Source organism: Myxococcus sp. CA033, assembly GCF_013336625.1.
In the GTDB taxonomy this organism is placed as follows: Bacteria; Myxococcota; Myxococcia; order Myxococcales; family Myxococcaceae; genus Myxococcus; species Myxococcus llanfairpwllgwyngyllgogerychwyrndrobwllllantysiliogogogochensis.
This window is the reverse complement of record NZ_JABUMU010000003.1, coordinates 40126-63811: the sequence shown is the minus strand read 5'-3', so window position 1 is coordinate 63811 and position 23686 is coordinate 40126. Positions and strand designations below refer to the sequence as shown.

Below are 23686 nucleotides of genomic sequence, written 5' to 3'. Positions count from 1 at the left end.
CCATGGCCGAGCGCACCTACCGAATCCACGTCGCCGCGGAGCTGTCAGGGGTTCGGGTGGAGCTCATCCGGGCCTGGGAGCGGCGGTATGGCGTGCTCCAGCCCTTGCGCACGCCCGCGGGCTACCGCGTCTACACCGAGCGGGACGTCGCGCTGCTCAAGCGGCTGAAGAAGCTGACGGACGAGGGCGTGGCCATCAGCGAGGCGGCGAAGCTGCTGCCTCAACTGCTCGAGGAGCTGGACGCCGCGCCCACCGCCACCGAAGACGTCCAGGGCTCCAGCACGGGCCTGGAGTTCTGGCGCGACGCCGCGCTGCTCGCCGCGGAGGCGTATGACCAGGGCGGCGTGTCGGCGGTGGTGGACGAGGTGCTGTCCGCGCTGCCCCCGCTCAAGGCGTTCGAGGGCGTGCTGGCGCCGCTCCAGCGCGAGGTGGGCGAGCGCTGGCACACGGGCGAGCTGTCCGTGGCGCAGGAGCACCTGGTGACGCAGGTGGTGCGCGCCCGGCTGGTGAGCCTGCTGCACGGAGCGCCGGACAGCGGGCGACGCCACGCGGTGCTGGCGTGCTTCCCGGATGAGGAGCACGAGCTGGGGCTCTTGGGCGTGGCGCTGCGCCTGCGCCACGCGGGCTTCCGGGTGACGCTGCTGGGACAGAGGGTACCCGCGCTGGATTTGGGGCGGGCGGTGGCGTCGCTGAAGCCGGAGCTGGTGGGGCTGTCCGCCATCACCAATCACGGCGTGGAGGTGTTCCGCGACACGCTCTCCCAGCTCATCCGGGCGCTGCCGGACGGCGTGCCCGTCTGGGTGGGCGGCGCGGCTGCAGTGGCCCACTCGGACACCGTCGTCCGACTGGGCGCGCGCCTGTTCAGCGACGAGGACGACTGGGTGAAGGTGCTGAAGGAGTAGGCAGCGGCGCCCGCACGCGCTGGAGCATCGCGATGATTCCCGCGTCTCCGACGGCCCACACGCGCTTGCCGGTGAGCGACGCGGACACGGCATGGAAGCCCGTGGACCCCAGCGACTGCCAGCTCCGCGCGCCATCCGCGGACATCTCCGAGCCAGAGGGCCCGACGGTGACGAGCGTGGGCCCTGGCGCGCCGTGGACCTGCGCGACGCAGGAGCGGTAGCCCGCGGGCCTCGCTCCCCCGGGCACGCTCCACGTCTTGCCGCCGTCTCGCGTGAGGGCCAGGTTGCCCGTGGCGTCCGTGGGGAGCTTGTGGTTGCCGCCCACCGCGATGCCGTCGCGCTCGCTCCAGAAGACGAGCGAGAACACGCCGCCGCCCTCTCCCGTGGCCAGGGGCGTGGTCGCGACACTCCACGACTTGCCTCCGTCCGACGTGCGGAGCACGCGCGCCGCCGCGCCCCCCAGGCCGAACCACGCCTGCTTCGGTGCTCGCACGGCGATGCTGGTGCCGCTGGCCGCGAAGCCCGCCTCGCCGGGGAGCGCTGGAGGAAACGCCTGGGCGGGCAGGGGCGTCCAGGTGGCTCCGCCGTCCGAGGTCGCGACCACGAGGAAGCGGCCCTCCACCGGGTCGCTGAAAGCGAGGCCATGCTTCTCGTCCCAGAACGCCATGCCGTCGAAGAACGCGCCCGGCGTCGGGTTGGTGAACTGGAGCGTCCAGTGCTCGCCGCCGTCCACCGTCTTGTAGATGCGGGACTTGTCACCCTCGCCGATGGAGAGCAGATACGCGGTGGTGTCGCTGAAGGCATCCACGTCCCGGAAGTCGAGCGTCTCCGCGCCGGGCACGGTGCCCGCCTTCCACGTCTGACCTCCGTCCGTCGTCCGGACGAAGGTCCCCTTGTCTCCGCTGGCCCAGGCCACGCGTCCGTCGACGGCGCTGACGCCTCGCAGGCGCACGGTGGTGTGGCTGTCCTGGGTCACCCACTTCATCTCCGCGCTCCCCAGTGACAGCAGCGCTGTCAGCCAGATGGCTCCCGTCATCATGCCGCGTCCTCCTCGCGGCCCGGGAGGCTAGCTCAGGGTTGGGGATTGGCGAGCTGCTCGTTGGCCAGGGATTTGTTGAAGACGAGGCTCTTGAAGAGCTGCTTCGCCTCCTCGGCGTTGTCGCAGATGGGTGAGCACTTGTACGCGCCCGCGACGTTGTGCGGGTCCCTGCAGTCGTTGATGACGTGGCCGTTGGAGTCCTCGATGGGCGGCTGGAGCGTCACGCAGCCGGCTTGCAGGTGCTTCCAGCGCCAGTGGCTCAGACACGCCGGGCCGCCCGTGTCCCATCCCGCTTCGAACTGCATGCCCGACGGGCCCGAGCCCTCCGTGGGCGGGGCGATGATGTTCGGCGTCAGCGCGTCCCACGGCTGGATGAGGGTGCCATCCTGGGTGAAGGACGCGCCGCTCCCGCAGTAGTCGGCGCGAGCCATCCGGGTGCAGGCCCAGTGGGTCTTCGTCACCACGCCGGGGTTCGCGCCATCCAGCCACGGCTTGTAGCCCCAGCGGTAGCACTTGGCGAGCACGCCCGGGTCGCACGCGAGCGTGAAGGCGTTGGTGCTCTCCTCGCGCTCACCCGCCTTCGAGAAGAGGCCCTCCAGGGGGAGCGTCCACGCCCAGCCCACGGCGGGGTCCGCGCCTGTCTGGCACAGGTCGATGGGCGACCCGCTGGTGGGCCTTATCTGCAAGCGATAGAGGAAGGTGTCGCCGCTGACGTCCCAGATGCCGGGTGACTCGGGGATGGTGACGTTGGCCGCGTTGGTCGCGTCCTTGACTTCCAGGACGGTGCCGTAGCCGGACGGCGACGAGCTCAGCATCCGCGCGCCGATGAGCTGCTCACCCCTCAGGTCCTTCACCGTCACCGGGAAGCGGCCGGCGGTGGAGCGCAGCGTCACGCTCGCGCTCTGCGTCGTCGTATAGGGGCCCGTCAGCACGGTGAAGATGCCGCTCTTGGGGCAGGTGAACTTCACGGCGGGGCAACTGGACGTGCTGCACTGAAGGTCGGGCCCCGCCGTCCCCACGCCCGAGCCCAGGTAGCCCGTGCGCTCGAACTCGCAGGGGCTCTCCCCCGAGCAGACGCGAAGGATGGGGCGGCCCGTGCAGCTCCCCGGTGCTCCCGAGCATTCGCCGCTGGAGACGGTGACCAGCGTGTTCGGCGAGCAGGTGCCCTGGCCCTCGACGCTGAAGCCACAGGTTCGGTCGGCGCCTGTTCCACGCAGGAGGCACGGGACCAGGCTGGGCGTGGCGCCCGTCACCGACAGGTTGATTCGGGCGACCAGCTCACCCTTGTAGATTCGCAGCGTCGCCGCGCGGCGGACGCCGTCGTGCAGCACGGTGGCTCCCGTGTAGGCCGCGGACGGGATGTGCGAACCGTGGAGCTGCGTGCCCTGGGAGTGGGAGTCGTCGTTTCCAGCGGAGAAGGCCTGGGACTCCAGGGGAGGCGTCGCGTCCTCGGGGGCCAGCGGCCCGCATGCGGCGAGGAGACAGAGACAGAAACTGGGTAACAACAGTCGCGAGATGGCGCTCATGTGAGGGACCTCGGTTTCGTTCAAGGCAGACCCAGGTCCCTAGAGCATGTCGTATGCCACGGACACGTCCGCGCACACCTTGGGGGGAGGGTGGGCGGGGCCTCGGGGAGTGGGGTGAAGTGGCGGTTCTGGCCGGCAAGACTTGCCGGGGTCCGGCGAGGGTTGCCGTTTCAGGGGCGCGGCGTGGCGCAGACGCGCAGGCCGATGAGGGCCTCGCGCTGCGTGGGCTCCACTCGGTCCCGGTTGGCGGAGTGCGCGGTGAGGTCGCTCTGGTACCAACTGCCGCCCTGCGCGGACGGCTTGGTGGGGTCCACGCTGGAGCGGGTCCACTCCCAGACATTGCCCGCGAGGTCGTCCACACCGAAGGGGCTGCGCGAGCGCGGGTGGCTGCCGACCTCGTCGGGTCCGAAGCCTCCGGGCTCTCGGCCGTACGTCACGTCGTGGTTGGCGTCGTCCGGGGACAGCCAGTCGCCCCCCGGGTAGCGTCGTCCGTCGGCGCCCCGGGCGGCGCGTTCCCACTCGTGCTCCGTGCAGATGCGCGCTCCGGGGACCTGGCCGGTGCGGTCCAGCCAGGCCACGTAGGCCTCCGCGTCCACGAAGGAGATGGCCGACACGGGGAAGCGCAGCCAGTCCTGTTCGAGACGTCGGTCTCGCTTGCCGTAGCGCAGGCGCTCTCCGTCGAGCACGCTGTAGCTGGCGGAGGCCGGCCGCAGGTTGAGGCGCCACCGTCCGTCCGGCTCCTGGGCCAGGTCCACCACCGTGAGGCGCCGTCGCGAGCCGGGCATGCGCGCGGTGCGCTCCTCGGGCGAGAGGGTCTCCAGGAAGGTGATGTACTGGCCGAACGTCACCTCGTGCCGGGCGATGAGATAGGCGCCGGTCTCCAGCTCGTGCAGCGGGGGCGAGAAGAAGAAGGCCCGGCGCAGGAATTCGCTCTCGGATGCGCCCTGGAGGAAGCGGCCGGGGGGCACGTACACGAAGCCCTCGGGGACGGCGGAGGCTTCGGGCAGCGCGAGGTCCAGGGAGAGGGTTTCGCCCGGGCGCACCAGGATGGGGGCTCGCACGGGGAAGCGACCTGGGGCCTCCACCAAAATCAGATGAGAGCCCGCGGGAAGCTCCAGCTCACGCAGCGGCGTCTGGCCCAGGTCTTGTCCGGAGGATGCCGGTGGCACAGGTGAGTCCGAGGGCCGCGCCGTGTCGCTCGTTGGAGAGACGTCGGAGGTGGCTTGCAGCAGTCGCACCCGTGCGCCCGGAGGCGAGGTGATGACGGAGACGCGCGCGGGTGCCACCAGCTTCTGTTGTCGCAGGCCCGATGTGTCGTAGGCGGCGAGGCGCGTGAGCAGTTGGGTGCGCAGCTCGGGCTGTCGCTGTCGGTCGGCACGCTCCGCGCGCTCCGCGAGCAGGTCCGCGAGGGGCTCGTTCACCCGAGGGCTCCCCGGGTCCAGGCCCCAGGCCGTCTCCAGCGCGGCCTGGGCTCGCAGCGAGAGGGTTTCGACTGCCTGCTCCTCCTCTCGAACGCGAGCCCACAGCGTCTCGGCGGCTTCGCGGCGCTCGGGGCCCGGCGTGTCGAAGAGGGCGAGGGACTCCTGGCGCAGTCGCCGCGCCGTCGCGTCCTTCTCGCGGGCATCGTCGTGGTGCCTTCGTGCTTCGTCGAGGTGCTGCGCGATGCGGGCTTCCAACTGCGCGCGCGACTGCACGCGAGTCACCGCCACCACCGCCAGCAGCGCGATTGGCGCCGCGATGGCCACCGTCCAGCGTGCGGCCCGGCGACGACGGGCCGTCTGGTGCGAGCGGGCGAGGAAGTCCTCCTGGCCTGCTCCCTCGGGAAGCACTCCGGCGGCGCGCGCCTCGGTGAGCTGTCGCTCCGCGTAGAGCAGCTCGGAAGGTTGGCCCAGTCGTGCCCATTCGGTGGCGGCGCGAGCGAGGCGGTGCCGTATGGCGCGGCGCTGCTCATCCTGACCCAGCCAGCCGCGCAGCGTGTCCCAGCCCGTGAGCAGGCTTTCGTGCGCGAGCGTGTAGACACCCTCGCCGCTCTCGGCCTCGCCCGCCGTGAGCAGGCGACCGCGCACGAGGCCATCCAGCACCGCGCGGCCGTTGTCATCGTCGGGCCCTCGCAGCAACTCCTCGCGAGTGCGGCGCAGTCGCGTGCCCTCGGGAGTGACCAGCTCCAGCAGCAGCTCCCGTGCGCGGGGACGCTGTTCCGGTCGGAGCTTCTCCACCACCGCGTCCGCATGACGGGCCAGCGCGCCCTCCACGCCGCCGAGTGACGCCAGCGCCTCGGCGGGAATGGTGCCTCGCGCGACGTCGCGTGCCTCCCACAGTGCTTCCAGCGCGAACTGCAACAGCGGAAGTCCGCCGTCGGCTCGCGCGGCGGAAGTCACGAGTGTGTCGACCAACGCGGGGGACTCGAAGCGAACGCCGAGTGCGCGGGCGGGACCTTCCACGGCCTCGCGCAGTCCTCGCTCGGACAGGGCTCGTACGAGGTACAGCGCGCGGGGAAGCTCGTCTCCCAGGCCCGGCAAGGCGACCAGGCGGGTGAGGCAGTCACTGCGCGCGGTGGCCAGCACGCGGATGCGCGGAACCCGGTGCAGCGCCAGGGCCAGCTCCTCGGCGAGCCGCGTGGCCTGGGTGGGCTCGGAGAAGGTGACGAGTTCCTCGAGTTGGTCGATGAAGAGGAGCACCGGTGGGGCGCCCGAGGGGCGACGGCGCAGGGCTCGGGCGAGGGCTCCGGGTTCCTCGGTGGCCACTTGCGAGAGGAGCGCATCGGGGCCTTCCTCGAGCACGGGCGCCAGGGCTTCGGCCAGCGCCTCCAGTGGGTGCCTTCCGGGAGTCCACGAGACGATGGTCCACGCGGGGTTGTCGTCGCCACGTCCGGCGCTGGCGATGGCGGGCAGCACTCCTGCGCGACACAGCGACGACTTGCCGACGCCCGAGTCTCCCGCGAGCAGGACGAAGCGCTCGCCGCGCAGCCGGTCCAGGACCTCACCCAGCTCCGTCTTGCGGCCGAAGAAGACGCCCCGGTGCTCGGCCTCGAAGGTGCGAAGTCCCCGGTAGGGATTGCCGGAGGGCAGGGGAGAGGTGTGAGCGGAGTGGGCCAGGGCTTCCAGGGCCTCGCGCAGCGCGTCTCCGGATTCGAAGCGTTGCTCGGGGGCCAGGGCGAGGCAGCGGTCCACCACGGCGGCCAGTCCGGGAGGAAGGTCGAGGTCCTGCTCCACGAGCAGGCGAGGGCGCTGCTCCAGCACTGCGCGCCCGAGGTCGGACAGGGGCACGTCTTCGTGGGGCGCGGTGCCAGTGCACAGCTCGTGGAGGAGCACACCCATCGCGTAGATGTCGCTGGCTCGGCTGGCCTGCTCACCGCGCCAGAGTTCGGGTGCGAGATAGAGCGGCGTGCCGGGCACGGTGAGCGGGAGGGGCGAGGGTCCTCGGTGCGCGGGGGGCACTCCGTCCCAGGGCCCACCGGGAGACGAGTCGTCGCGAGGGCTCGCGACCTCGCGAGGGTCCGTCGTCGGCCGTGGTGCTCCGCTTCGTTCTCCGTGCGCCGAGGGAGCCGAGTCTTGCGACGTGCTTGATGGATGCTCGTTCGCGAGAGCATCTTGTGAACGCAGCGCTGACGGAACGGCGAGCCGCGGGCGCGTCTCCGATGGCTGCCCATGCGCGACGTTCTCGCGAGGAGGCCCTACTGGACGCGTCTCCGCTGGCTGTCCTGGTGCGAAGTCCTCTCCAGGAGGCGCCATAGGACGCGTCTCCGCTGGTTGCCCTGGCGCGGCGTCCTCGCTGGGAGACGCTACTGGCCCCATCTCCGCTGGCTGCCCAGGCGCGATGTTCTCGCCAAGAGGTGCTACTGGCCGCGTCTCTGCTGGCTGCCCTGGCGCGACGTTCTCGCGAGGAGGCGCCATGGGACGCATCTCCGCTGGCTGTCCTGGCGCGGCGTTCTCGCCAAGAGGCGCCATGGGACGCGTCTCCACCCGCGACGCTGGCGAGGTGGCGTCGCCAGGAGGCGTCATGGGCCAGGGCTGCACCAGCGCGTTGAGCGGGGTGGCGTCGCCAGGTGGCGTCATGGGACGCGTTTGCACCTGTGCCTTCGGCGTGGTGCCCCCGCCAACATGTGACACCAGGCGCGTTTCCACATCGGGCTCCGTGCCCCCACGCGCATCCTCCCGGCCAGCTCCCCGTCCCGTGTCGAGCGTCTCGCGAGGTGCCTCTCGTTGTCCCGTGTCGCGCGTCGCGCGCGGTGCCTCTCTCCGTCCCGTGTCGAGCGGCGCCTCTCGTCCCTCGTCACGCGCGTCTCGAAGACCCGCTGTGCTCGCGCCCCCCGTCCACACCAGCGCGCGAGGACCGTCCTCGCCCGTCCACGACTCCGCGAGCCCGAAGTCGAGCAGCTTCACCTCACCTTCTTCGGAGAGGATGGCGTTGGCGGGCTTGATGTCGCGGTGCAGGACCCCGCAGCGGTGCGCCGCCGCGAGCCCGCGCGCGAGTCCAATCCCCAGCACCAGCACCTGCCGCCCGTCCATCGGACGCCGCAGCGTGTCCAGCGGCTCGCCTCGGATGAGCTCCGACACGAGATACGGCTGGCCGCGCACCTCACCCACGCGGTGGATGGCCACCACGTTGGGATGCTGGAGCCGGGCAATCGCCCGCGCCTCCTGGAAGAACCGCGCGCGTGCCACCGCGTCCGGCAGTCGCCCCGCGGGCGTCGCGATGAACTTCACCGCCACCAGCCGGTCCAACAAGGTGTCCCGCGCGAGAAAGACCTGTCCCATGGCGCCACGCCCCAGGGGGCGCAGCACCTGGTACTCCTCGAACTCGCGGGGGGGCTCCAGCAGCCCGGGTGGCGCGCTCATTCCGGCGAGGTGCCTCGGCGCGCGGAGCGAGGTTGCAGTCCCAGTTGCTTCAGCTTGAACGAGAAGGTCCGGATGGGCATTCCGATGAGCGCCGCCGCGCGCGTCTGCACGCCCTCCGCCGCCTCCAGCGCCTCCTGCATCCTGCGTCGCTCCAGCTCCCGAATCTCCTGCGCCAGCGGCAGCCGGGGCCGATGCGCCGGAGCCAGCGCATGCTCCGGTTCCGGCTCCACCACCTCCGCCTGCGCTACCGTCCGCCCGCTCGACATGCGCGCCGGCAGGTGGTGCGGCTCCACCACGTCGCCCGTCACCGCCGCCGCCACGTAGTCCATCAGGTTGCGAAGCTCGCGCACGTTGCCCGGCCAGGTGTGCCGCGACAGCGCATGCAACGTGCCCGACGCCAGCTCCAACTCCCCACGCCCCAGCGCCACACAGGCCCGCTCCAGGAAGTCACGCGCGAGCATGGGCACCTCGCGAGGCCGCTCCCGCAAGGGAGGCAGCAGCACCGTGGCCGCACCCAGCCGGAAGTACAGGTCCTGCCGGAAGCGCCCCGCCGCGACTTCCGCCTCCAAATCCCGATGCGTGGCGGCCACCACGCGGATGTCGATGGGCCGCTCCCGCGTATCTCCCACGCGGGTGATGCGACGCACCTCCAGCGCGCGCAGCAGCTTGGCCTGCGCGGACGCGGGCAGCTCGCCCACTTCATCCAGGAACACCGTGCCGCCCTGCGCGCTCTCCAGCAACCCCGCGCGCGACGTGGTGGCACCCGTGAACGCGCCGCGCTCGTGGCCGAACAGCTCGCTCTCCACCAGGCCTTCCGGAAGGGCCGCGCAGTTGACGGGCACGAACGGACCGGAGGCGCGACGAGACCAGTGATGCACCGCGAACGCGGCGTTCTCCTTGCCCGCGCCCGTCTCTCCGCACACCAGCACCGGCAGCTCGCTCGCGGCCAGCCTGCGCAAAAGCGCGTAGAGCTGCGCCATCGCCGGGTCCGCCACCAGCACCGTGCGCTCGCCCAACGACACCCGGGTGATGTCCTCCGCCGCCGAGGCGAAGCCCCCCGGCGCCGCCGTCCGCGCCGCCGTGCGCGCCGCGGCCACCAGCGTCTCCGCGTCACAGCCATCCGACGGACACGTGGCGGAGCCCAACCGCGCGCGAGGGCACGCACTCAAGAGCGCCTCCACGCGCTCCCCCATCCCCTCCTCGCCTGGATCTCCCGACACCTCGGGTAGCAGCCACAGCAGGTGCTCACCGTCCAGCCAGCCCGCCGCCTCCGCGGGCCCCGCGTCCGAGCCCAGCACCGCCTCCACCGCCTCGCGCTCGGAGGAGCCCTGCTCGGCCAGCGCGAGCGTCAGCACCGTGAGCGGCCGGCCATAGCGCAGCGCGCGTTCCACCTCCTCGCGCAACTGCCCCATCAACCGGTCCGCGTCGAGCGCCCTGCGCGCGGGCATGGGCCGGCGCTTCGCCCGCACCACCGCCACCACCGCGCCGAAGGAGAGCACATCTCCCGACAACAGCGGCCGCGCATCCTCGAGCTGGCGGCCGTTGATGGACGTCCCATTCTGGCTGCCCAGGTCCACCACCCGCGCGCCCTCTTCCGTCACCAGGATGCGCGCATGACGGCGCGACACGCTCTCGTCCTTCAGCTTCAGGTCCGCCTTGTCGTCGCGGCCCACCAGCACCACGCCCTCGGCTGGCAGCGGGAAGCGCCACGACGACTCGCCCTCCAACACCAGCAGGTACGCCGCGCCCGTCCCGGAAGGCTCCGAGGGGGTGCCGATGGGGCGGGTGTCTCGAGCACTGGGAGGCGGAGCGGACATCAAGCGGTCGTCCATGCTGGCACGCCCGCGTCGAGTCGAGCAACCCAGGGGTACCCAGGAAACAAGGAGCCGCTTGGGACCCGAGCGAAGGATGCTCACTTGCGCAGCGTCATGGGCAGACGCTCTCCCGCCCGGGAGAGGTAGACGCGGGAGCTTCGGCGGCCCCCTTCGTTCTGGGGACGTACGACGGCCTGCCCCCGCAGGCCCTGTACGCGCAACAGCGAGGTCAACAGCTCCGCCTGGGCATCACCGTTGTCATGCTCCACCTCCAGCGTGCACAGGTGGGTGCGGCACTCCACTCGGGTGAGCCGCGAGCCCGTGAAGTCCGGGCCCTGAAAAGACCTGGTGACGAGCGACTCGGTGGGGACCGCCCACTGCGTGTCCCGAGGCTCCGTGTTCGCGGCGTCCTCCAGCTCCGCGTCCAGCTCCATCACCCGCTCCCGCCGACGCTGCTCCTGCGCCGCCTGCTCGGCCTCCTTCGTGGGCGCGGTGTCCGGGCCCTCGGAGCCCTCCTCCTTCGCGGTGACGCTCCCCCCCGGAGGCGTCGCCGGCGCATGGGGCTGCTGCTCCAGGCGGCCCTGTGCGCGGCGCAGGGCCTCCAGCTCCGCGCGCAGCGCGCGCACTTCCTGCTCCAGGTCCGCTGGAGGCCCGGTGCGAACTTCCGCGACGGCCGGAGGTGTCGCGCCCTGCATGGGCACATCCCCCCTCAGACTCCACACTCCGGCGACGGCCACGGTGGCTCCAGCCAACCCCAGGACTCCCCAGCGGACCTTGGACATGGTGGCTACTCCGAGATGTAGAAGCTGGAGAGCGTGGACTGGAAGCCGGAGTAGGGGCCCGGCAGCTCGCAGCGCAGGGCGATGTAGCCGTTCACGGACGCGAAGGCCGTCGCCAGGTTCAGCGAGATGGTCTTCGGGTTGGCGGTGTCGGCGCCGGCGGTGCAGCCGGAGTCAGCGGTGATGGCCGTCCCGTCGGGCTCGGTCAGCGTCGCGGTGCAGCAGACGTTCTCGGTGAGGTGCGGGTCTCGCGCGGTGATGAGGAAGGAGACGTTCTCGTTGAACGAGGGGGCGAGGACGTTGCGCTGCACGGGACAGACGACCTCGATGGCGCCGCCCGTCTGGTTGATGAGCCGGCCGCTGCGGAAGATGCTGGGCGCGGCGAAGCCCGACACGGACGTGCACAGCGCGCCCGCGTAGGTCGCGGGACCGGCGACCGCCGGCAGGGCACCGAGCAGCGCGAGCGCCGCCACCGACTTCTTGAACGTGTTCTTCGTCATGGGATTTTCCTTGTCCTGCGCGCCACCCCCGAGATGTCGCGTCATGCGCAAACCCGGGTGGCGTGCTGGGACAGGGAAGAGCAACGAAGATGCCAGCGTCTGGCGGCCCGCCTCTCGAAGGAGGGGCCGCGCGCCCCCGGCAGGAGTTGCCGCACGGCGCGGTCTTCGGACCGGCAAGGCTTGCCGTCCCCGGCGAATCTTGCCGGGGTGTGAATGACGAAGCCCGGGCCACCTACGGGCGCCGGGGCTCCAGGCTCACGACAGGGGTTGTCGCGGGCTACTTCGCGGCGTCGAGCTGTGCGACCTTGCTCTGCGTCTGCAGCGCCGGGGGCGAGGCATTCAGCGTGCCCAGGTACAGCCGCCCGTGGAAGCCGTCCGGCCGCGCGGCGTCGAAGAGCTGCACGCCCTCGTTCACCTTGGAGAGCTGCAGCGCTTGATTCGTCGGGCTGATGGCGAAGACGTTGCACTCCACGTCCTCCCAGACGCTGTAGCGACAGGCGAACTGGGTGCCGCGCTTGAAGCCCACATCCAGGGCGCGCACGGACGAGGGCAGGGCCCGGGCCACGCGCGCGCCGAACGGCTCGAAGTCGCCGTCCCAGCCCACCTTCGCGGTGCGCGCGTGCACGCTGCCGGTGAGCACCAGCGTCCAGGACTGGGCGCGCTTGGACTGGAAGGCGAGCAGGTGTTTGGCCATCTGCGCCTCGCGCTCGTTGCCCTGCACCTTCTCCCCGTCGATGGCGGCCAGGGCCACGTCCTTGCCGGAGACGCGCAGGCGGCGCACCTGCTCGACGAGCCAGAGCATGGCGCGGCTGCTGCGACCGTCCTGGTACACGCGGCGCCAGAAGGCGCTCTCCGACAGCAGCTCCTGCGCGTCCTCGGACGTGCCCTCACTGGCGAGGTAGCGCTCCAGCAGCGGCTGCTCGGAGATGGGCGCCGACAGGGCCAGCGTCACCGGCAGCCCCTTCGACGTGGCCTCGCACAACATCCGCAAGGCGGTGGACGGCACCTCCTGGGTGCCCAGCGGGTCCGCGACGAACAGCACCTGCCCCGCGGCCAGCAGGGGGCTTGCGCCCTCCACGGGCTCGCCGCACTCCGCCGCGCGGACCGTGCCCGCTTCGCCCGTCTCTCCCCAACCCTCCATCATCACCGAGCGCATGGGCACCGGCGCGTTGCCGCCCACCAGCTCCAGCGCCGGCACCATCTCCAGCCGCTCGAGGAGCTGCCGCTCGATGCCCAAATCGCGCACGCCGTGCACCATCCGGAAGCGCTCCATGCCCGGCGCGTTCGGGAACGGGTCCTCGAGCGCGACCTGCCGGCGGAAGCCCTGCGCGTTGGTCTCGGTCCGGAAGGCCTCCAGCCGCGCATCCAGGGGGTTCGAACTCTGGTCGGAGAGCAGGTCCCTGTTTATCGAGCCCGCCACGCGAGGCCCCTGCTCCACGACGTTCTCCATCTCGTTGTAGCTGAGCCGGAAGACGCGGACGAGCGTCTTGCGAGGCCCCAGCCGCTCGCCCTTGACGTAGTAGCGCTCGAGGGTGCGCAGGTTCTTGTTGTTCTTCCCGGGCTCGTGCGCGGAGGAGAACAGCTCCAGTCCGCCGTCCTTCTCCAGCACGTCGTAGCGCTCCGACTCCAGGATGCGCCGGGCCGTCATCATCGCGTCCTCGACGGGCACCAGGTACACCGTCTCCTCGACGGGGGTTTCGAACTGGCCTGTCTCCGGGTTGATGTTCGACCCGAGCGGACGGGTGAGCGACGCACACCCCGTGAGCATCAATCCCAGCAGCAGTCCGTACCGGCGCATCTTGGCTCCCTGTTCCAGGCGTGAGCTGCCCGGTGCGTCACTCCCACGCAAAACGCCCGGCGGCCGGCGAGTATATCGCGGCCTCCCGCACGGCTCAGTGCGTCGCCCGCGCGGGTGTGTCGACAGGGGCACGGGCCTGGGCGTGCAGTGCGGGCGGCGACGCACTCAACGCGCCCAGATACAGCCGGCCGTGGAATCCCTCCGGAAGGGGCGCGCCGAACAGCTCCAGGCTCGCGGGCTGGCCCACGGGGTGTCGCGTCTGTTTCGAGGGGCTGATGGCGAAGACGTCACACTCCACGTCCTCCCAGACGCTGTAGCGACAGGAAAACTGGGTGCCGCGCTGGAAGCCGATATCGAGCGCCTGGACGGAGGGCAGCTGACCTGCGAGCCGTGCGCCCAGCGGCTCGAAGTCGCTGTCCCAGCCGACCTTCTGCGTGCGCGTGTGTGTGCCTCCGGCGAGCACCAGCGTCCACGCGGGGGCGTGCTGGCGCTGGAAGTCGAGCACGTGCCGGGCCATCCACGCCTCGCGCTCGTTGCCGCTCGCCTTGTCGGCGTCGAAGGCCAGGAGCGACACGTCCTTGCCACTGGCGCGCAGGCGGCGCACCTGTTCGATGAGCCACAGCATGGCGCGGCTGCTGCGACCATCCTGATACACGCGGCGCCAGAAGGAGCCGTTGCCCAGGAGCGTCTGCGCGTCGCTCGCGAGTCCGGCGCTGGCCAGGTAGGCGTCGAGCAGGGCCTGCTCGGTGGAGGGAATCGACAGGCCGAGCACCACGGGAAGTCCCTTCGCCGTCGCGTCACACACCAGCCGCAGCGCGGCCGAGGGCACCTCGCGCGTTCCCAGGGGGTCCGCGAGCAGCACCGTGGCGCCCGCGGTCATCACCACGTCCGTGCCGGTCAGGGGCGCGCCGCACTCGGGTTCGGGAGCGGACGCCGGGGCTTCCTCCGCCCACTCCTCCATCATCACCGAGCGCACGGGCACGGAGGCGTTACCGCCCACCAGCTCCAGGGAGGGCACCATCTCCAGCCGCTGGAGGAGCGTGCGCTCGATGCCCAAATCCCGGTTGCCGCGCGCCAGGCGATAGCCCTCCACCTGGGGCGCTCCGGCGAAGGGGTCTCTCTTGAAGGGATTGTCCACGCCGTCCGCGTTCCGGTGCGCTTCTTCCCGGACACCGGCGGCCAGGGGCGGCGTCTCCGCCACGGTGTCGATTTCGCTGTAGGAGAGTCGGAAGACGCGGACCAGCGCCCTGCGCTCACCCAGCTTCTCGCCCTTCACGTAATAACGCTCGAAGTTGCGGGAGCCGGCGCTGCCCTTGCCGGGCTCATGGGCGGAGGTGAACAGCTCCAGCCCGCCTTCCTTCTCGAAGACGTCGTAGCGCTGCTCCTCGAGGATGTTGCGTGTCATCGCCATCGCATCGGCGAGGGGGACCAGATAGACGGTCTCCTCTTTCGGCGCGGGCTCGCCCGCCTCGTCGATGGGGACGCCCAGGCCCCGCGAGAGGACCGCGCACCCCGAGCACACCAGCCCTAGCATCACCGCCATCCAGCGCATGGGAAGCCTCCATGGGCGCCCGGCCGCTCGCGACTCCCGGCCGCCCGCCTGTCACTCGACACGGAACGCTCCGGCGCTCCGGCTATATCGAGACGCGAGGGGGTGGGTTGGTGCCGGGGCCGTGGCTGTAGTGAACTGCGGTCCGTGCCCGCTCCCCTCGCTGTCTCCGCCGCGTCTCAGGAACGGACGGTCGGTCCGCTCCAGCTCCTCGCCCTGGGCGTCAACGGCATCGTCGGTGTCGGCATCTTCTTCGCGCCCGCGGAGGTCGCCGCGACCACGCCGGGCATGGGCGCGGTGCTGGCATTCGCGCTCACGGGGCTCTCGCTGATTCCCGTGGCGCTGGCCTTCGCGGTGCTCGGTCGTCGCTTCGACGCGGATGGGGGGCCCGTCGTCTTCGCGCGGGCGGCCTTTGGCGAGCGAGTCGCCTTCCTCGTCGGCTGGGTGGCCTACGTCAGCGCGTTCCTGAGCACGGCCGCCGTGGTGGCGGGACTGTCGCAGGCGGTGGCGCCGTCGCTGGGGCTGGAGGGGCCGGTGGGGCAGCGCCTGCTCGCCTCTGCGCTGGTGACGGCGCTCGCGGCCATCGTCGCCTCGGGCATCCAGGTCTCCGCGCGGACGTGGACGTCGCTCACGGTGCTGAAGCTGCTGCCGCTGGCGGCGCTGCTCATCGCGTTCTCACTCGCCTCGGGGCCCCGGCCCGTCATCGCGCCCACGTCGGGGCTCGCGGATGGCGCGTGGCTGCGCGCGGGGCTCACGGTGATGTTCGCGTACCAGGGCTTTGAAATCGTGCCAGTGATTGCCGGACAGGTGCGCTCGTCGGAGCGCAGCGTGCCGCTGGCCACGGTGGGCTCGCTCCTGGGCGCGGTGCTCTTGTACGTGGGGCTCGTCTGGGCGTGTGTCGCGGCGCTGCCGGAGCTCGCGACGAGCGCCGCGCCCCTGGCCGCGGCGGCGGGAGTGTGGGGCGGGACGGGCCTGTCGAGGGTGGTGTCGGCGGGCACCAGCGTGTCCGCGCTGGGCATCTGCGTGGGGATGATGGTGACGACGCCGCGCTACCTGTCCGCGCTCGCGTCGGGAGGCCGGTCGCTGTTGGGGCTGGAGGGCATGTCACCCCGGGGCGTGCCCCTGCGGGCGCTGGCCGTCACGTGGGGCGCGGTGCTGCTCTTCGTCAATCTGGGGAACCTGTCGGAGCTCTTCGCGCTCTCCAGCATCGCCGTGCTGATGCAGTACGGCGTCACGGCGGCGGCGCTGGCGTGGCTCTCGTGGAAGCGTCAGCGGGGCCTGCGGCCGGTGCACGCGATATTGGCGGTGCCCACGCTGGGGCTCGGCCTGACGCTGGTGGCGTTCGGCGCGAGCCTTCGGGAGGCCGCCACCACCGGAGTCGCGGTGGTGGCGGGCCTGGTGCTGCTGGGGCTGTCCAGGCCGAGGGCCTAGAACTGGCTCCAGAGGTACTGGTTGGTGATTTCGTGGTGGAACTGGATTTCGGACGTCTTCACGCGGGCGCCCAGCTGCTTGGGGCAGCGCTCGGCGGAGGCCGTCTTCAGCTCCGCGAACTTGGACTGCACGTTCTCACCGAGGATGTTGGCGATGAACGAGCTGCCCTTGAAGAGGCGGATGGCGTCGAAGATGTTGTCCGGCAGGAAGCGGGTGCGGCTGCGCTTGGACTCCGCGTCCTCCTGCGGCTGCGGGCCTTCCAGGCCGGTGCGGAGCAGGGAGTAGAGCACCAGGTAGGGGTTGGCGTCCGGGGCGACGGAGCGGCACTCGACGCGCGCCGAGCGCTCGTTGCCGTAGGGGATGCGCACCATGGCGCCGCGGTTGTTGGCGCTGGCCTTGATCTGATTCGGGGCCTCGTAGTGCGGGTCCAGGCGGCGGTACGCATTCACGCTGGAGTTGAGGACCAGGCAGATGTCGTTGGCGTTGGTGAGCAGCCGGTCGATGAACTCCCAGCCCATGGGGCTCAGGTTGTCCTGGCCGGCCTTGTCGTAGAACAGGTTCTTGTTGTTCTTCGACAGCGACATGTTCATGTGCATGCCGTTGCCGTTGACGCCCGTCACCGGCTTCGGGAGGAAGCTGGCGGTGGTGTCCATCTGGGCTGCGACCTGGCGGCACAAGAGCTTGTAGAGCTGAATCTGGTCCGCGGAGATGAGCGCCTCGCTGTACGAGAAGTTCATCTCGAACTGGCTGGGGGCGACCTCCGGGTGGTCCTTCTCGTTCTGGAAGCCCATGGCGCGCTGGGCCTCGGCGGCCTTGTCGATGAAGGCGCGCAGCGGGTCTCCGGGCAGCGAGTGGTAGTAGCCGCCGGTGGAGATGAAGTCGAACTTGCCCGTCTCGTGGTAGTGGCGCTCGGCGTCACGGCCCTTGAAGAGGAAGCCCTCGACTTCGGGCGCGGCGTGGAAGACGGTGCCGTCCTTCTGGTACAGCGCTTCGGTGATGCGCTTGAGCTGGCCGCGCATGTCCGCGTGGTACGGGCTGCCGTCGCGCTCCAGCACTTCGCTGAACACCAGCACCTTGCCGGGCCCGAAGATGTCGGAGGGCAGCCAGTAGAAGGAGCCCCAGTCGATGTTCAGCCGCAGGTCGCTCTCCGACTGCTGGGAGAAGCCGCGGATGGAGGAGCCGTCGAACGTGAGGTTGTCGGCGCTCTTGAGCAGGAACTTCTTGTCGTAGTCCAGCATGTGCAGCCGACCCTCGAGGTCGGTGAAGCACACGGTGACGGCCTTCAGGTTGCGCTCGTCGGTGAGGTACTTGATGCGCTCCTCGCGGACCTTGTCGGCGGCCACGTGCTGGACGCGCTGCTCCTTCACCTTGAGGTTGCGCTCCTCCAGCTCGTCGTAGGGAATCTCCAGGAAAGTCCGCAGCCCCTTCGTCTCCATGTGTCCGTGCCTCCAGGCCGGTGCCCGCCGTCAAACGGCGGCAGCGAATCCGTGGGCGCAGGTATTTACATTTGGCGACGGGAAATCAAGCCTAAATTTAGGCGAGTGAAGGCTAAATCCTTGGTCTAAAAACGTTTAAAGCCCGTTTGGCAACACTTGGGAGGGCCTCCGGGAGGGTGGGAGTGACGTCCGAAGGACACTTGGACGCCCTGGGAGCTTGCCTGCCCTGAAGGGCCATGGACGGGGTGGAGCCAAGCTACAGTCGGCTGTCTTCGGGGACAGGTGGAGGTGGAGGGGCGGGATGTTGGGTCCAAATGACATCAAGGAGCAGCTCAGCATCGCGTACGTGCATGCCGTCGCGGCCCGGGCTGGCTGCTCGGTCGAGCGGGTGGGCGTGGATCGGGACAGCATCGACCTCAAGGTCTGCGCCCGGGGGCTGCTGGGCGCCCACGCGGTGCTCACGTCGCCGGAGCTGGCCATCCAGCTCAAGGCCACGGCGAAGGCGTCCGCCATGGCGGAGGCTGACGAGGGAGGTTTCTCCTTCCCCCTGTCGCGGAAGAACTACAACGACCTGGTGGCTCCCTCGCTGGTGCCGCGCATCCTGGTGGTGTTCGTGATGCCGGAGGCGCAAGACGAGTGGCTCACGCTGACCCCGGAGTCGCTCACGTTGAGGCGGTGTGCCTACTGGACATCGCTGCGAGGCCAGCCCCTCACCGCGAACGAGACGCGGAAGACCGTCCTCCTGTCGCGAGAGAAGCGCTTCACCCACGACACGCTCCGGGAGTTGCTGGAGAAGGTGGCCCGCGAGGAGGATCTCCACCCATGAGTGGCGAGCCACTGCTTCGGCTGGGAACCCGGGTCGACTACCTGGATGTGAGGGCCTACCTGGAGGCGCGTGGCTGGAGTCGCGTGCCTTCGCGGCGCCCCTATGCCGCCATCTACCGGAGCGCCCACGAGCCCCTCGTGGAGGTTCAGGTCCCTCTGGACCGTGACCTCGCCGACTACGGCGAGGCGATGGTTGTCATCGCCCGGCGCGTCTCGGAGTGGGAGGGGCGGTCCGTCGAGTCCGTCCTGCATGACCTGCTGCAACCTCGAAGGGACCTGCTGCGCTTCGGGCTGGAAGGCGACACCACACGAGACGGTGGCGTGAGTCTGGCGGATGGTCTGGACCTGGCGAATGGCGTGCGCAAGGCCCTGCTGGCCAGTGCGTGCAGCGTGAAGCGGCCCAGGGCCTTCCACCCGCGCATGGGGCTGGCGGAGGCGGAGAGTTTCGTCCGCCAGTGTCGTCTGGGGCAGACGGAGGTGGGCAGCTTCGTGCTCACGGTGGAGACGCCACTCGACATCGGGCTGCAACAGTCCTCGGGTGTCGAACCGTTTGGTCGGCAGACGGCGTCGCTCCTGCTGCGGTCCGTGGCCCATCTGGCGAGGTGGGTTCGCGCGGGAGAGCCGCAGCGGATTCTGGAGTCCGAGGAGGGCGCGCCGAGGGTGAGCGCCAACCTCTGCGAGGCCCTGGTCGAGATGATGCCCTCCGACGAGTCCGCGGACCTGCGCTTGCGCGGCTCCTGGTCCCCGCTCCTGCCCGTGGCTCCGGACATGCCGTCTGAAGTCCATGTGGACCGGAACATGTATGAGAGCCTCGAGCGCATCGCGCATCAGCTCCGACCCACGCGTGAGATGCAGCCCGCCCAGTTCGTGGGACAGGTCAGTGAGCTGATGGGCGCACCTGGGGAGCAGGGCGGTGTCGAGGGGCCGGTGGTCCTCCAGGTGCAGGTGGATGACGAGCTGCTCAAGGCTCGCGTCATGCTGGGCGCGGTGGAGTACCGACAGGCCGCCGCCGCGCATCTGGAGCAGCGCTACGTGACGGTGCGCGGAGTTCTCCGACGAGGACCGCGCATCCATTGGATTGAAGCCGCGTCGGGCTTCGGAATCGTCGGTGGCCCATCTGGAGGGGTGGCATGAGCTCGCTGTGGATTCTCGAGGAGGCGCCTCCCGCGCCGGATGCACGCATCAGCTATGGCCCGGGGCCGCACCACTTCGGGGAGTTGCGGCTTCCGTCGGGTCCGGGGCCTCATCCCGTCGTCGTGGCCCTCCACGGGGGCTTCTGGCGCGCGAAGTATGACCTCGCTCACCTGGGCCACCTGTGCGCCGCGCTCACCGCGAGCGGCTTCGCCACATGGAGCCTGGAGTTCCGACGCATCGGCCACGAGGGCGGTGGCTATCCCGGCACGTTGGAAGACGTCGCGCTCGGCGCGGACTTCCTGCGCACCCTCGCGCAAGCGCATCCCCTGGACCTCTCCCGCGTCGTCTTCCTGGGACACTCCGCGGGCGGCCACCTCGCGCTGTGGCTCGGGGCACGTCACCGGATGCCCGTGGGAAGCGCGCTGCGCCGCGAGGACCCGCTGCGCCCTCGCGGAATCGTCTCCCTCGCGGGCCTGGCCGATTTGACGCGCACCTACGAGCTGGGGCTGAGCGACCGCGCCGCGGAGCTCCTCCTCGGCGGCTCCCCCTTGGAAGTACCCCTGCGCTACCAGCGCGCCTCGCCCGCCGCGCTCCAGCCCCTGGGCGTTCCCCAGGTCATCCTCCACGGCTCCGAGGACGACACCGTCCCCGTGGCGATGAGCGCGGACTACTGTGCCCGGGGCCGCGCGCATGGCGACGACGTGCGCTGTGTCGTGCTGCCCGGCGCGGGCCACTTCGAGGTCGTCGACCCACGCTCACGCGAGTGGCCCCAGGTGGTGGACGCCGTGCGCTCGCTGCTCTGAGCGCCGTCGTCCCCAGGCCCATCTGGAGTCGAGCGCGCCCTCATCGCCTTGTCGGCATGAGCGGCGCGCCCTGTCCCGCCGCTAGTTCACGTCACCGAAGACGAGGCCGTAGCCCACCGAGTTGGGCGTCCCACCATCCGGGCCTCCGGTGCCCGTGGTCATGCACGTGAAGGTGCTGGTCGCGTCGTCATACGCATACGTGTACGCGGTGGGGCACGCCTTCTTGAGGAACGCGAGCCACGGCTGGACGTTCTGCGCCCACGTGGTGTTGTTGTTGATGCACTGCCCCTGGGCTTGCTGGGCCGGGTTGTTGCCGGCCTCCAACGTGGTGGGCCAGAAGCCGCCCGCGGGGTTGCCGGGGAACGTCGGGCAGCCGCAGCAGGAAGGGGTGTTGCCCGCGCTCGAGTTGTAGCAGGACTGGCCGAAGTTCCCCGCGCACTGGAAGAGGTTGTTCAGCGTGTCCGTCACCGTGCCCGCGCTCATCGGCTGCGCGCAGTTGAGCGGGCCGTAGCTGAACGGAGGCATCGCCGCGCACAGGTCCTCGTAGGACCACCAGCCGATGGACTGGCCACACGTCTGGATGAGCGGCGTCATGGTGTTGACGCCCGGAAGGAAGGCCGTGCCGCACGTCGGCGTGCCCCCGTCATCCAGGCCCGCGCAGTCGCTGTTCGACGCGCAGGTGCTGCAATAGCCGGCGGCGGGGTTGTTGGGGTTGCTGCACACCGCGTTGCCCGCGCAGTACGGCTCGGTGAGGGCGCACTTCGTCAGCGTGGGCTGGCACACGCCGCTGATGCAGGTGGTGCCCACCCCGCAGTCGCTGTTCTGGCCGCACGTCGGCAGGGTGATGGCGCGCAGCAGGGTGGAGTAGTCGGCCGAGAGCCCGGCCGTCGTGTCCGGAGTGAATTGCCACGAGCACGCCTCCAGTGTCCCCGCGTCGGGAACACTCTGGGCGACGCGCGAGCCCGCGGTGCCACAGTTGTAGGGCGACGGCTGGGACGCGGGCGCGAAGCCGCCGTCATTCGTGGGGCCCATCTGGATGCTGACGTTCGCGCCGTTGATGACGGTGACGTCGTAGAAGTCGGACGCATTGGGTTGGAGGGTGAACTCCGCCGCGGCGAAGGGATTGGTGCCGCCCTTGCCGAGCGGACACGGCATTCCGGGCCCGTTGCCGCAGTCCGCGCTCTGGCACTTCGTTCCGTCCGCCTGACATCCCGTGCGCCCGAAGATGCCGCCGCTCCAGCCGACGACGGGGCGACACAGGCACGCGGTGGAGCCCGCGTCCTGGGGACAGTCCGTGGGCGGGTTGGTGATGTCGGGGCCGCTGGCCACCAGGCAGCGGTTGCTCTGGCATTGCGAGTCCTGGGTGCAGGCCGTCAACTGGGGTTGGAGGTTGGCGTAGGCGGGCGGAAGCGAGGACGGCATGCACAGCGTGGCCGTCTCCTGGGGCGTCAGCTCCAGCGCATCCAGGGGCACGCCGCCATCCGTGCGCGAGTACTGGCACAGGCCCAACTCCACGTCGCACGTCTGTCCCGTCGGACACGTGGTGTTGCCCGAGCCGCAGGCCTGGTTCTCACCGGGGACCACCTGCTGGAAGTAGCAGGTGCCGCCGTTGGCGAGGCTGCACTCCTGCACGGTGTTGGCGCACGTCGTCCCGGTGGGGCACACGCCCTGGCCACCCGTCGCGCAGTTGCACAGGCCCGTGGTGGAGTCACAGCCCTCGGAACCGCAGCCCGCGCAGGCCGCCACCTGTTTCGCACCCGTGCACTGCATGGAGGGAAGATTGACGGTGACGATGGGCGCGCCACCGTTGCACGCGCTGCCAGTCGCCACCATGCACTGGCCCGTGTTCGTGTCACACATGTTGCCGGCGTTGCAGTCGGCGCTGCTGGTACAGCCCGGGTTGTTGCACTGCTGATTCGGACCACAGTCCGTGTCGGTGGTGCAGGCGAAGGGCGGAGGCGCGGCGCCCGCCGTCTGTCCAATCCACACCGTCTGGCTCGCCTGGTTCGTCAGCGTGAAGGGACGGAAGCCCGGAGGGCATGTCACGGGCGGCGAGGAGTCCGCGTTGGTGCGAAGTCCGGTGCCCGTCGTCCTGCAGCCATTGCCCACCGTGAGCACCAACACGAGCGTGGACAAGCCGAGCGACACCACGGGTGCAACCAATCGACGCGAAACCATGAAGGGGGACTCCGAGGCAGGTTCGCCCAGGGACCGTACTGCGGGTGAAAACGCGCACCAAGGATTCGGCGCGTCGGATGCGCGCGTGCTCCAAGGCGTACCCGCCACGGGTGTGCTCCCGAGCTTCGTGCGGAGCGCTCGCGAAGTCCCTCGGCGCACGAGCACGCGGGCCCGTCGTCGCGGCCCCGCCGTGCGCGCGTTCTGTCGCGAGGGACTTGCGCGCGACAGCGTCCTTGATTATCACTGAACCATATGGTTCAGTTTAATTCGCAGCTCGATTTGGCCTTCGGAGCGCTGGCGGATGCCACGCGTCGGGGCGTGCTGGAGCGGCTGGGACGTGGCGAGGCGTCCATCAGCGAGCTGGCCGGGTCCTTCGACATGACCCTGACGGGCATGAAGAAGCACGTGCACGTGCTGGAAGAGGCGGGGCTGGTCTCCACCGAGAAGGTGGGGCGGGTGAGGACCTGCAAATTGGGACCGCGTCGCCTCGAGGATGAGGCGGCGTGGATCGCCGGCTATCGGCGGATGCTGGACGCTCGGCTCGACAGGCTGGGTGAGTTCCTCGCGCGAACGAAAGATGAGGAGGAGTCATGAGCAAGTCTTCGCAGCAGATGTCCAGGGATGCCGTCGTCACGCAGCCGTCCGACCGGGAGATTCGCACCGAGCGCATCTTCGATGCCCCGCGCGAGCGCGTCTGGAAGGCGATGACGGACCCGAAGCAGGTGGCCCAGTGGTGGGGCCGTGGCAACAAGCTCGTCGTCGAACGGCTGGAGGTCGAGCGCGGAGGACACTGGCGCTTCGTCGAGCACGCCGAGGGCGACGCTCACGGCTTCGAGGGCCGGTTCCGCGAAGTCACGCCGCCCGAGCGGATGGTGCAGACCTTCGAGTGGGATGGCATGCCGGGCTACGTCATCCTGATCACGACGACGCTCGAGGACGTGGGTAACGGCCGTACGAAGCTGGTGGCGACGTCGCTCTTCTACACGACGGAGGAGCGCGACGGCATGGCGTCTTCCGGCATGGAAGGCGGCCTCAACGAGAGCTACCGCGCACTGGACGCGCTGTTGGCTCGGGAGGCGTAGGCGCCGTGACTTCCGAGGGGATGAGCCCTGCCCGCTCATCTCCCTCGGAGCC

Annotated in this window: 17 protein-coding genes; 7 read left to right on the top strand and 10 right to left on the bottom strand. The window is 70.4% G+C overall.

Annotated features, from left to right (window positions below; all coding sequences use genetic code 11):
- Positions 1-2 precede the first annotated feature (2 nt).
- On the top strand, positions 3-902 hold the full coding sequence (locus tag HUA78_RS10570) for a MerR family transcriptional regulator (RefSeq protein WP_174459824.1): 900 nt from the start codon (positions 3-5) through the stop codon (positions 900-902).
- Here HUA78_RS10570 and HUA78_RS10565 read toward each other — a convergent pair.
- From HUA78_RS10565 to HUA78_RS10530, 8 genes are all read right to left on the bottom strand, one after another.
- Entirely contained in the window at positions 862-1941 is a 1080-nt protein-coding gene (locus HUA78_RS10565; protein ID WP_174459823.1) for an oxidoreductase, read from the bottom strand. The genes HUA78_RS10570 and HUA78_RS10565 overlap by 41 nt on opposite strands.
- 32 nt (positions 1942-1973) lie before the next feature.
- Positions 1974-3467 (bottom strand): ADYC domain-containing protein, encoded by a 1494-nt coding sequence (locus HUA78_RS10560; RefSeq protein WP_174468765.1) that lies wholly within the window; start codon positions 3465-3467, stop codon positions 1974-1976.
- 170 nt (positions 3468-3637) lie between these two features.
- A complete protein-coding gene (locus HUA78_RS10555; protein ID WP_174476220.1) occupies positions 3638-8305 on the bottom strand; it encodes an SUMF1/EgtB/PvdO family nonheme iron enzyme in 4668 nt (1555 codons plus the stop codon).
- Positions 8302-10137 (bottom strand): sigma 54-interacting transcriptional regulator, encoded by a 1836-nt coding sequence (locus tag HUA78_RS10550; protein WP_254623665.1) that lies wholly within the window; start codon positions 10135-10137, stop codon positions 8302-8304. Before HUA78_RS10550 ends, HUA78_RS10555 begins: the two co-directional genes overlap by 4 nt.
- Before the next feature lie 80 nt (positions 10138-10217).
- Positions 10218-10901 (bottom strand): hypothetical protein, encoded by a 684-nt coding sequence (locus HUA78_RS10545; RefSeq protein WP_174476219.1) that lies wholly within the window; start codon positions 10899-10901, stop codon positions 10218-10220.
- Between the two features lie 5 nt (positions 10902-10906).
- Entirely contained in the window at positions 10907-11398 is a 492-nt protein-coding gene (locus tag HUA78_RS10540) for a hypothetical protein (protein ID WP_174454439.1), read from the bottom strand.
- Positions 11399-11675: 277 nt separating this feature from the next.
- On the bottom strand, positions 11676-13196 hold the full coding sequence (locus HUA78_RS10535; protein WP_141645140.1) for a hypothetical protein: 1521 nt from the start codon (positions 13194-13196) through the stop codon (positions 11676-11678).
- Between the two features lie 94 nt (positions 13197-13290).
- Complete coding sequence (locus tag HUA78_RS10530; RefSeq protein ID WP_174476218.1) at positions 13291-14748, bottom strand: hypothetical protein; 1458 nt, start codon at positions 14746-14748, stop codon at positions 13291-13293.
- A 144-nt stretch (positions 14749-14892) separates the two neighbouring features.
- Between HUA78_RS10530 and HUA78_RS10525 the strand changes: the two genes are divergently transcribed.
- Entirely contained in the window at positions 14893-16176 is a 1284-nt protein-coding gene (locus HUA78_RS10525) for an APC family permease (protein ID WP_141645138.1), read from the top strand.
- On the opposite strand, the gene HUA78_RS10520 is transcribed toward HUA78_RS10525, so the two are convergent.
- Positions 16173-17612, bottom strand: a complete 1440-nt coding sequence (locus tag HUA78_RS10520) for a glutamine synthetase family protein (protein WP_141645137.1) — start codon at positions 17610-17612, stop codon at positions 16173-16175. The genes HUA78_RS10525 and HUA78_RS10520 overlap by 4 nt on opposite strands.
- Before the next feature lie 301 nt (positions 17613-17913).
- On the opposite strand from HUA78_RS10520, the gene HUA78_RS10515 reads away from it, so the two are divergent.
- The 3 genes from HUA78_RS10515 to HUA78_RS10505 are packed head-to-tail and all read left to right on the top strand — an operon-like array spanning position 17914 to position 20374.
- Complete coding sequence (locus tag HUA78_RS10515; protein ID WP_174459817.1) at positions 17914-18438, top strand: DUF4365 domain-containing protein; 525 nt, start codon at positions 17914-17916, stop codon at positions 18436-18438.
- Positions 18435-19571, top strand: a complete 1137-nt coding sequence (locus tag HUA78_RS10510; protein ID WP_174459816.1) for a hypothetical protein — start codon at positions 18435-18437, stop codon at positions 19569-19571. Before HUA78_RS10515 ends, HUA78_RS10510 begins: the two co-directional genes overlap by 4 nt.
- Entirely contained in the window at positions 19568-20374 is an 807-nt protein-coding gene (locus HUA78_RS10505; RefSeq protein WP_141645136.1) for a S9 family peptidase, read from the top strand. Before HUA78_RS10510 ends, HUA78_RS10505 begins: the two co-directional genes overlap by 4 nt.
- An 81-nt stretch (positions 20375-20455) precedes the next feature.
- Here the strand turns inward: HUA78_RS10505 and HUA78_RS10500 are convergent, their stop codons facing one another.
- Positions 20456-22552 (bottom strand): thaumatin family protein, encoded by a 2097-nt coding sequence (locus HUA78_RS10500; RefSeq protein ID WP_174476217.1) that lies wholly within the window; start codon positions 22550-22552, stop codon positions 20456-20458.
- Positions 22553-22804: 252 nt separating this feature from the next.
- Here HUA78_RS10500 and HUA78_RS10495 point away from each other — a divergent pair, with 252 nt between their 5' ends.
- Positions 22805-23146, top strand: coding sequence for a helix-turn-helix transcriptional regulator (locus tag HUA78_RS10495; RefSeq protein WP_141645134.1), 342 nt, complete (start codon positions 22805-22807; stop codon positions 23144-23146).
- The gene (locus HUA78_RS10490; RefSeq protein ID WP_254623664.1) at positions 23143-23634 is read left to right on the top strand and encodes an SRPBCC family protein; all 492 of its coding nucleotides are present in this window, start codon (positions 23143-23145) and stop codon (positions 23632-23634) included. The genes HUA78_RS10495 and HUA78_RS10490 overlap by 4 nt, the downstream gene beginning before the upstream one ends.
- Positions 23635-23686: the final 52 nt, after the last annotated feature.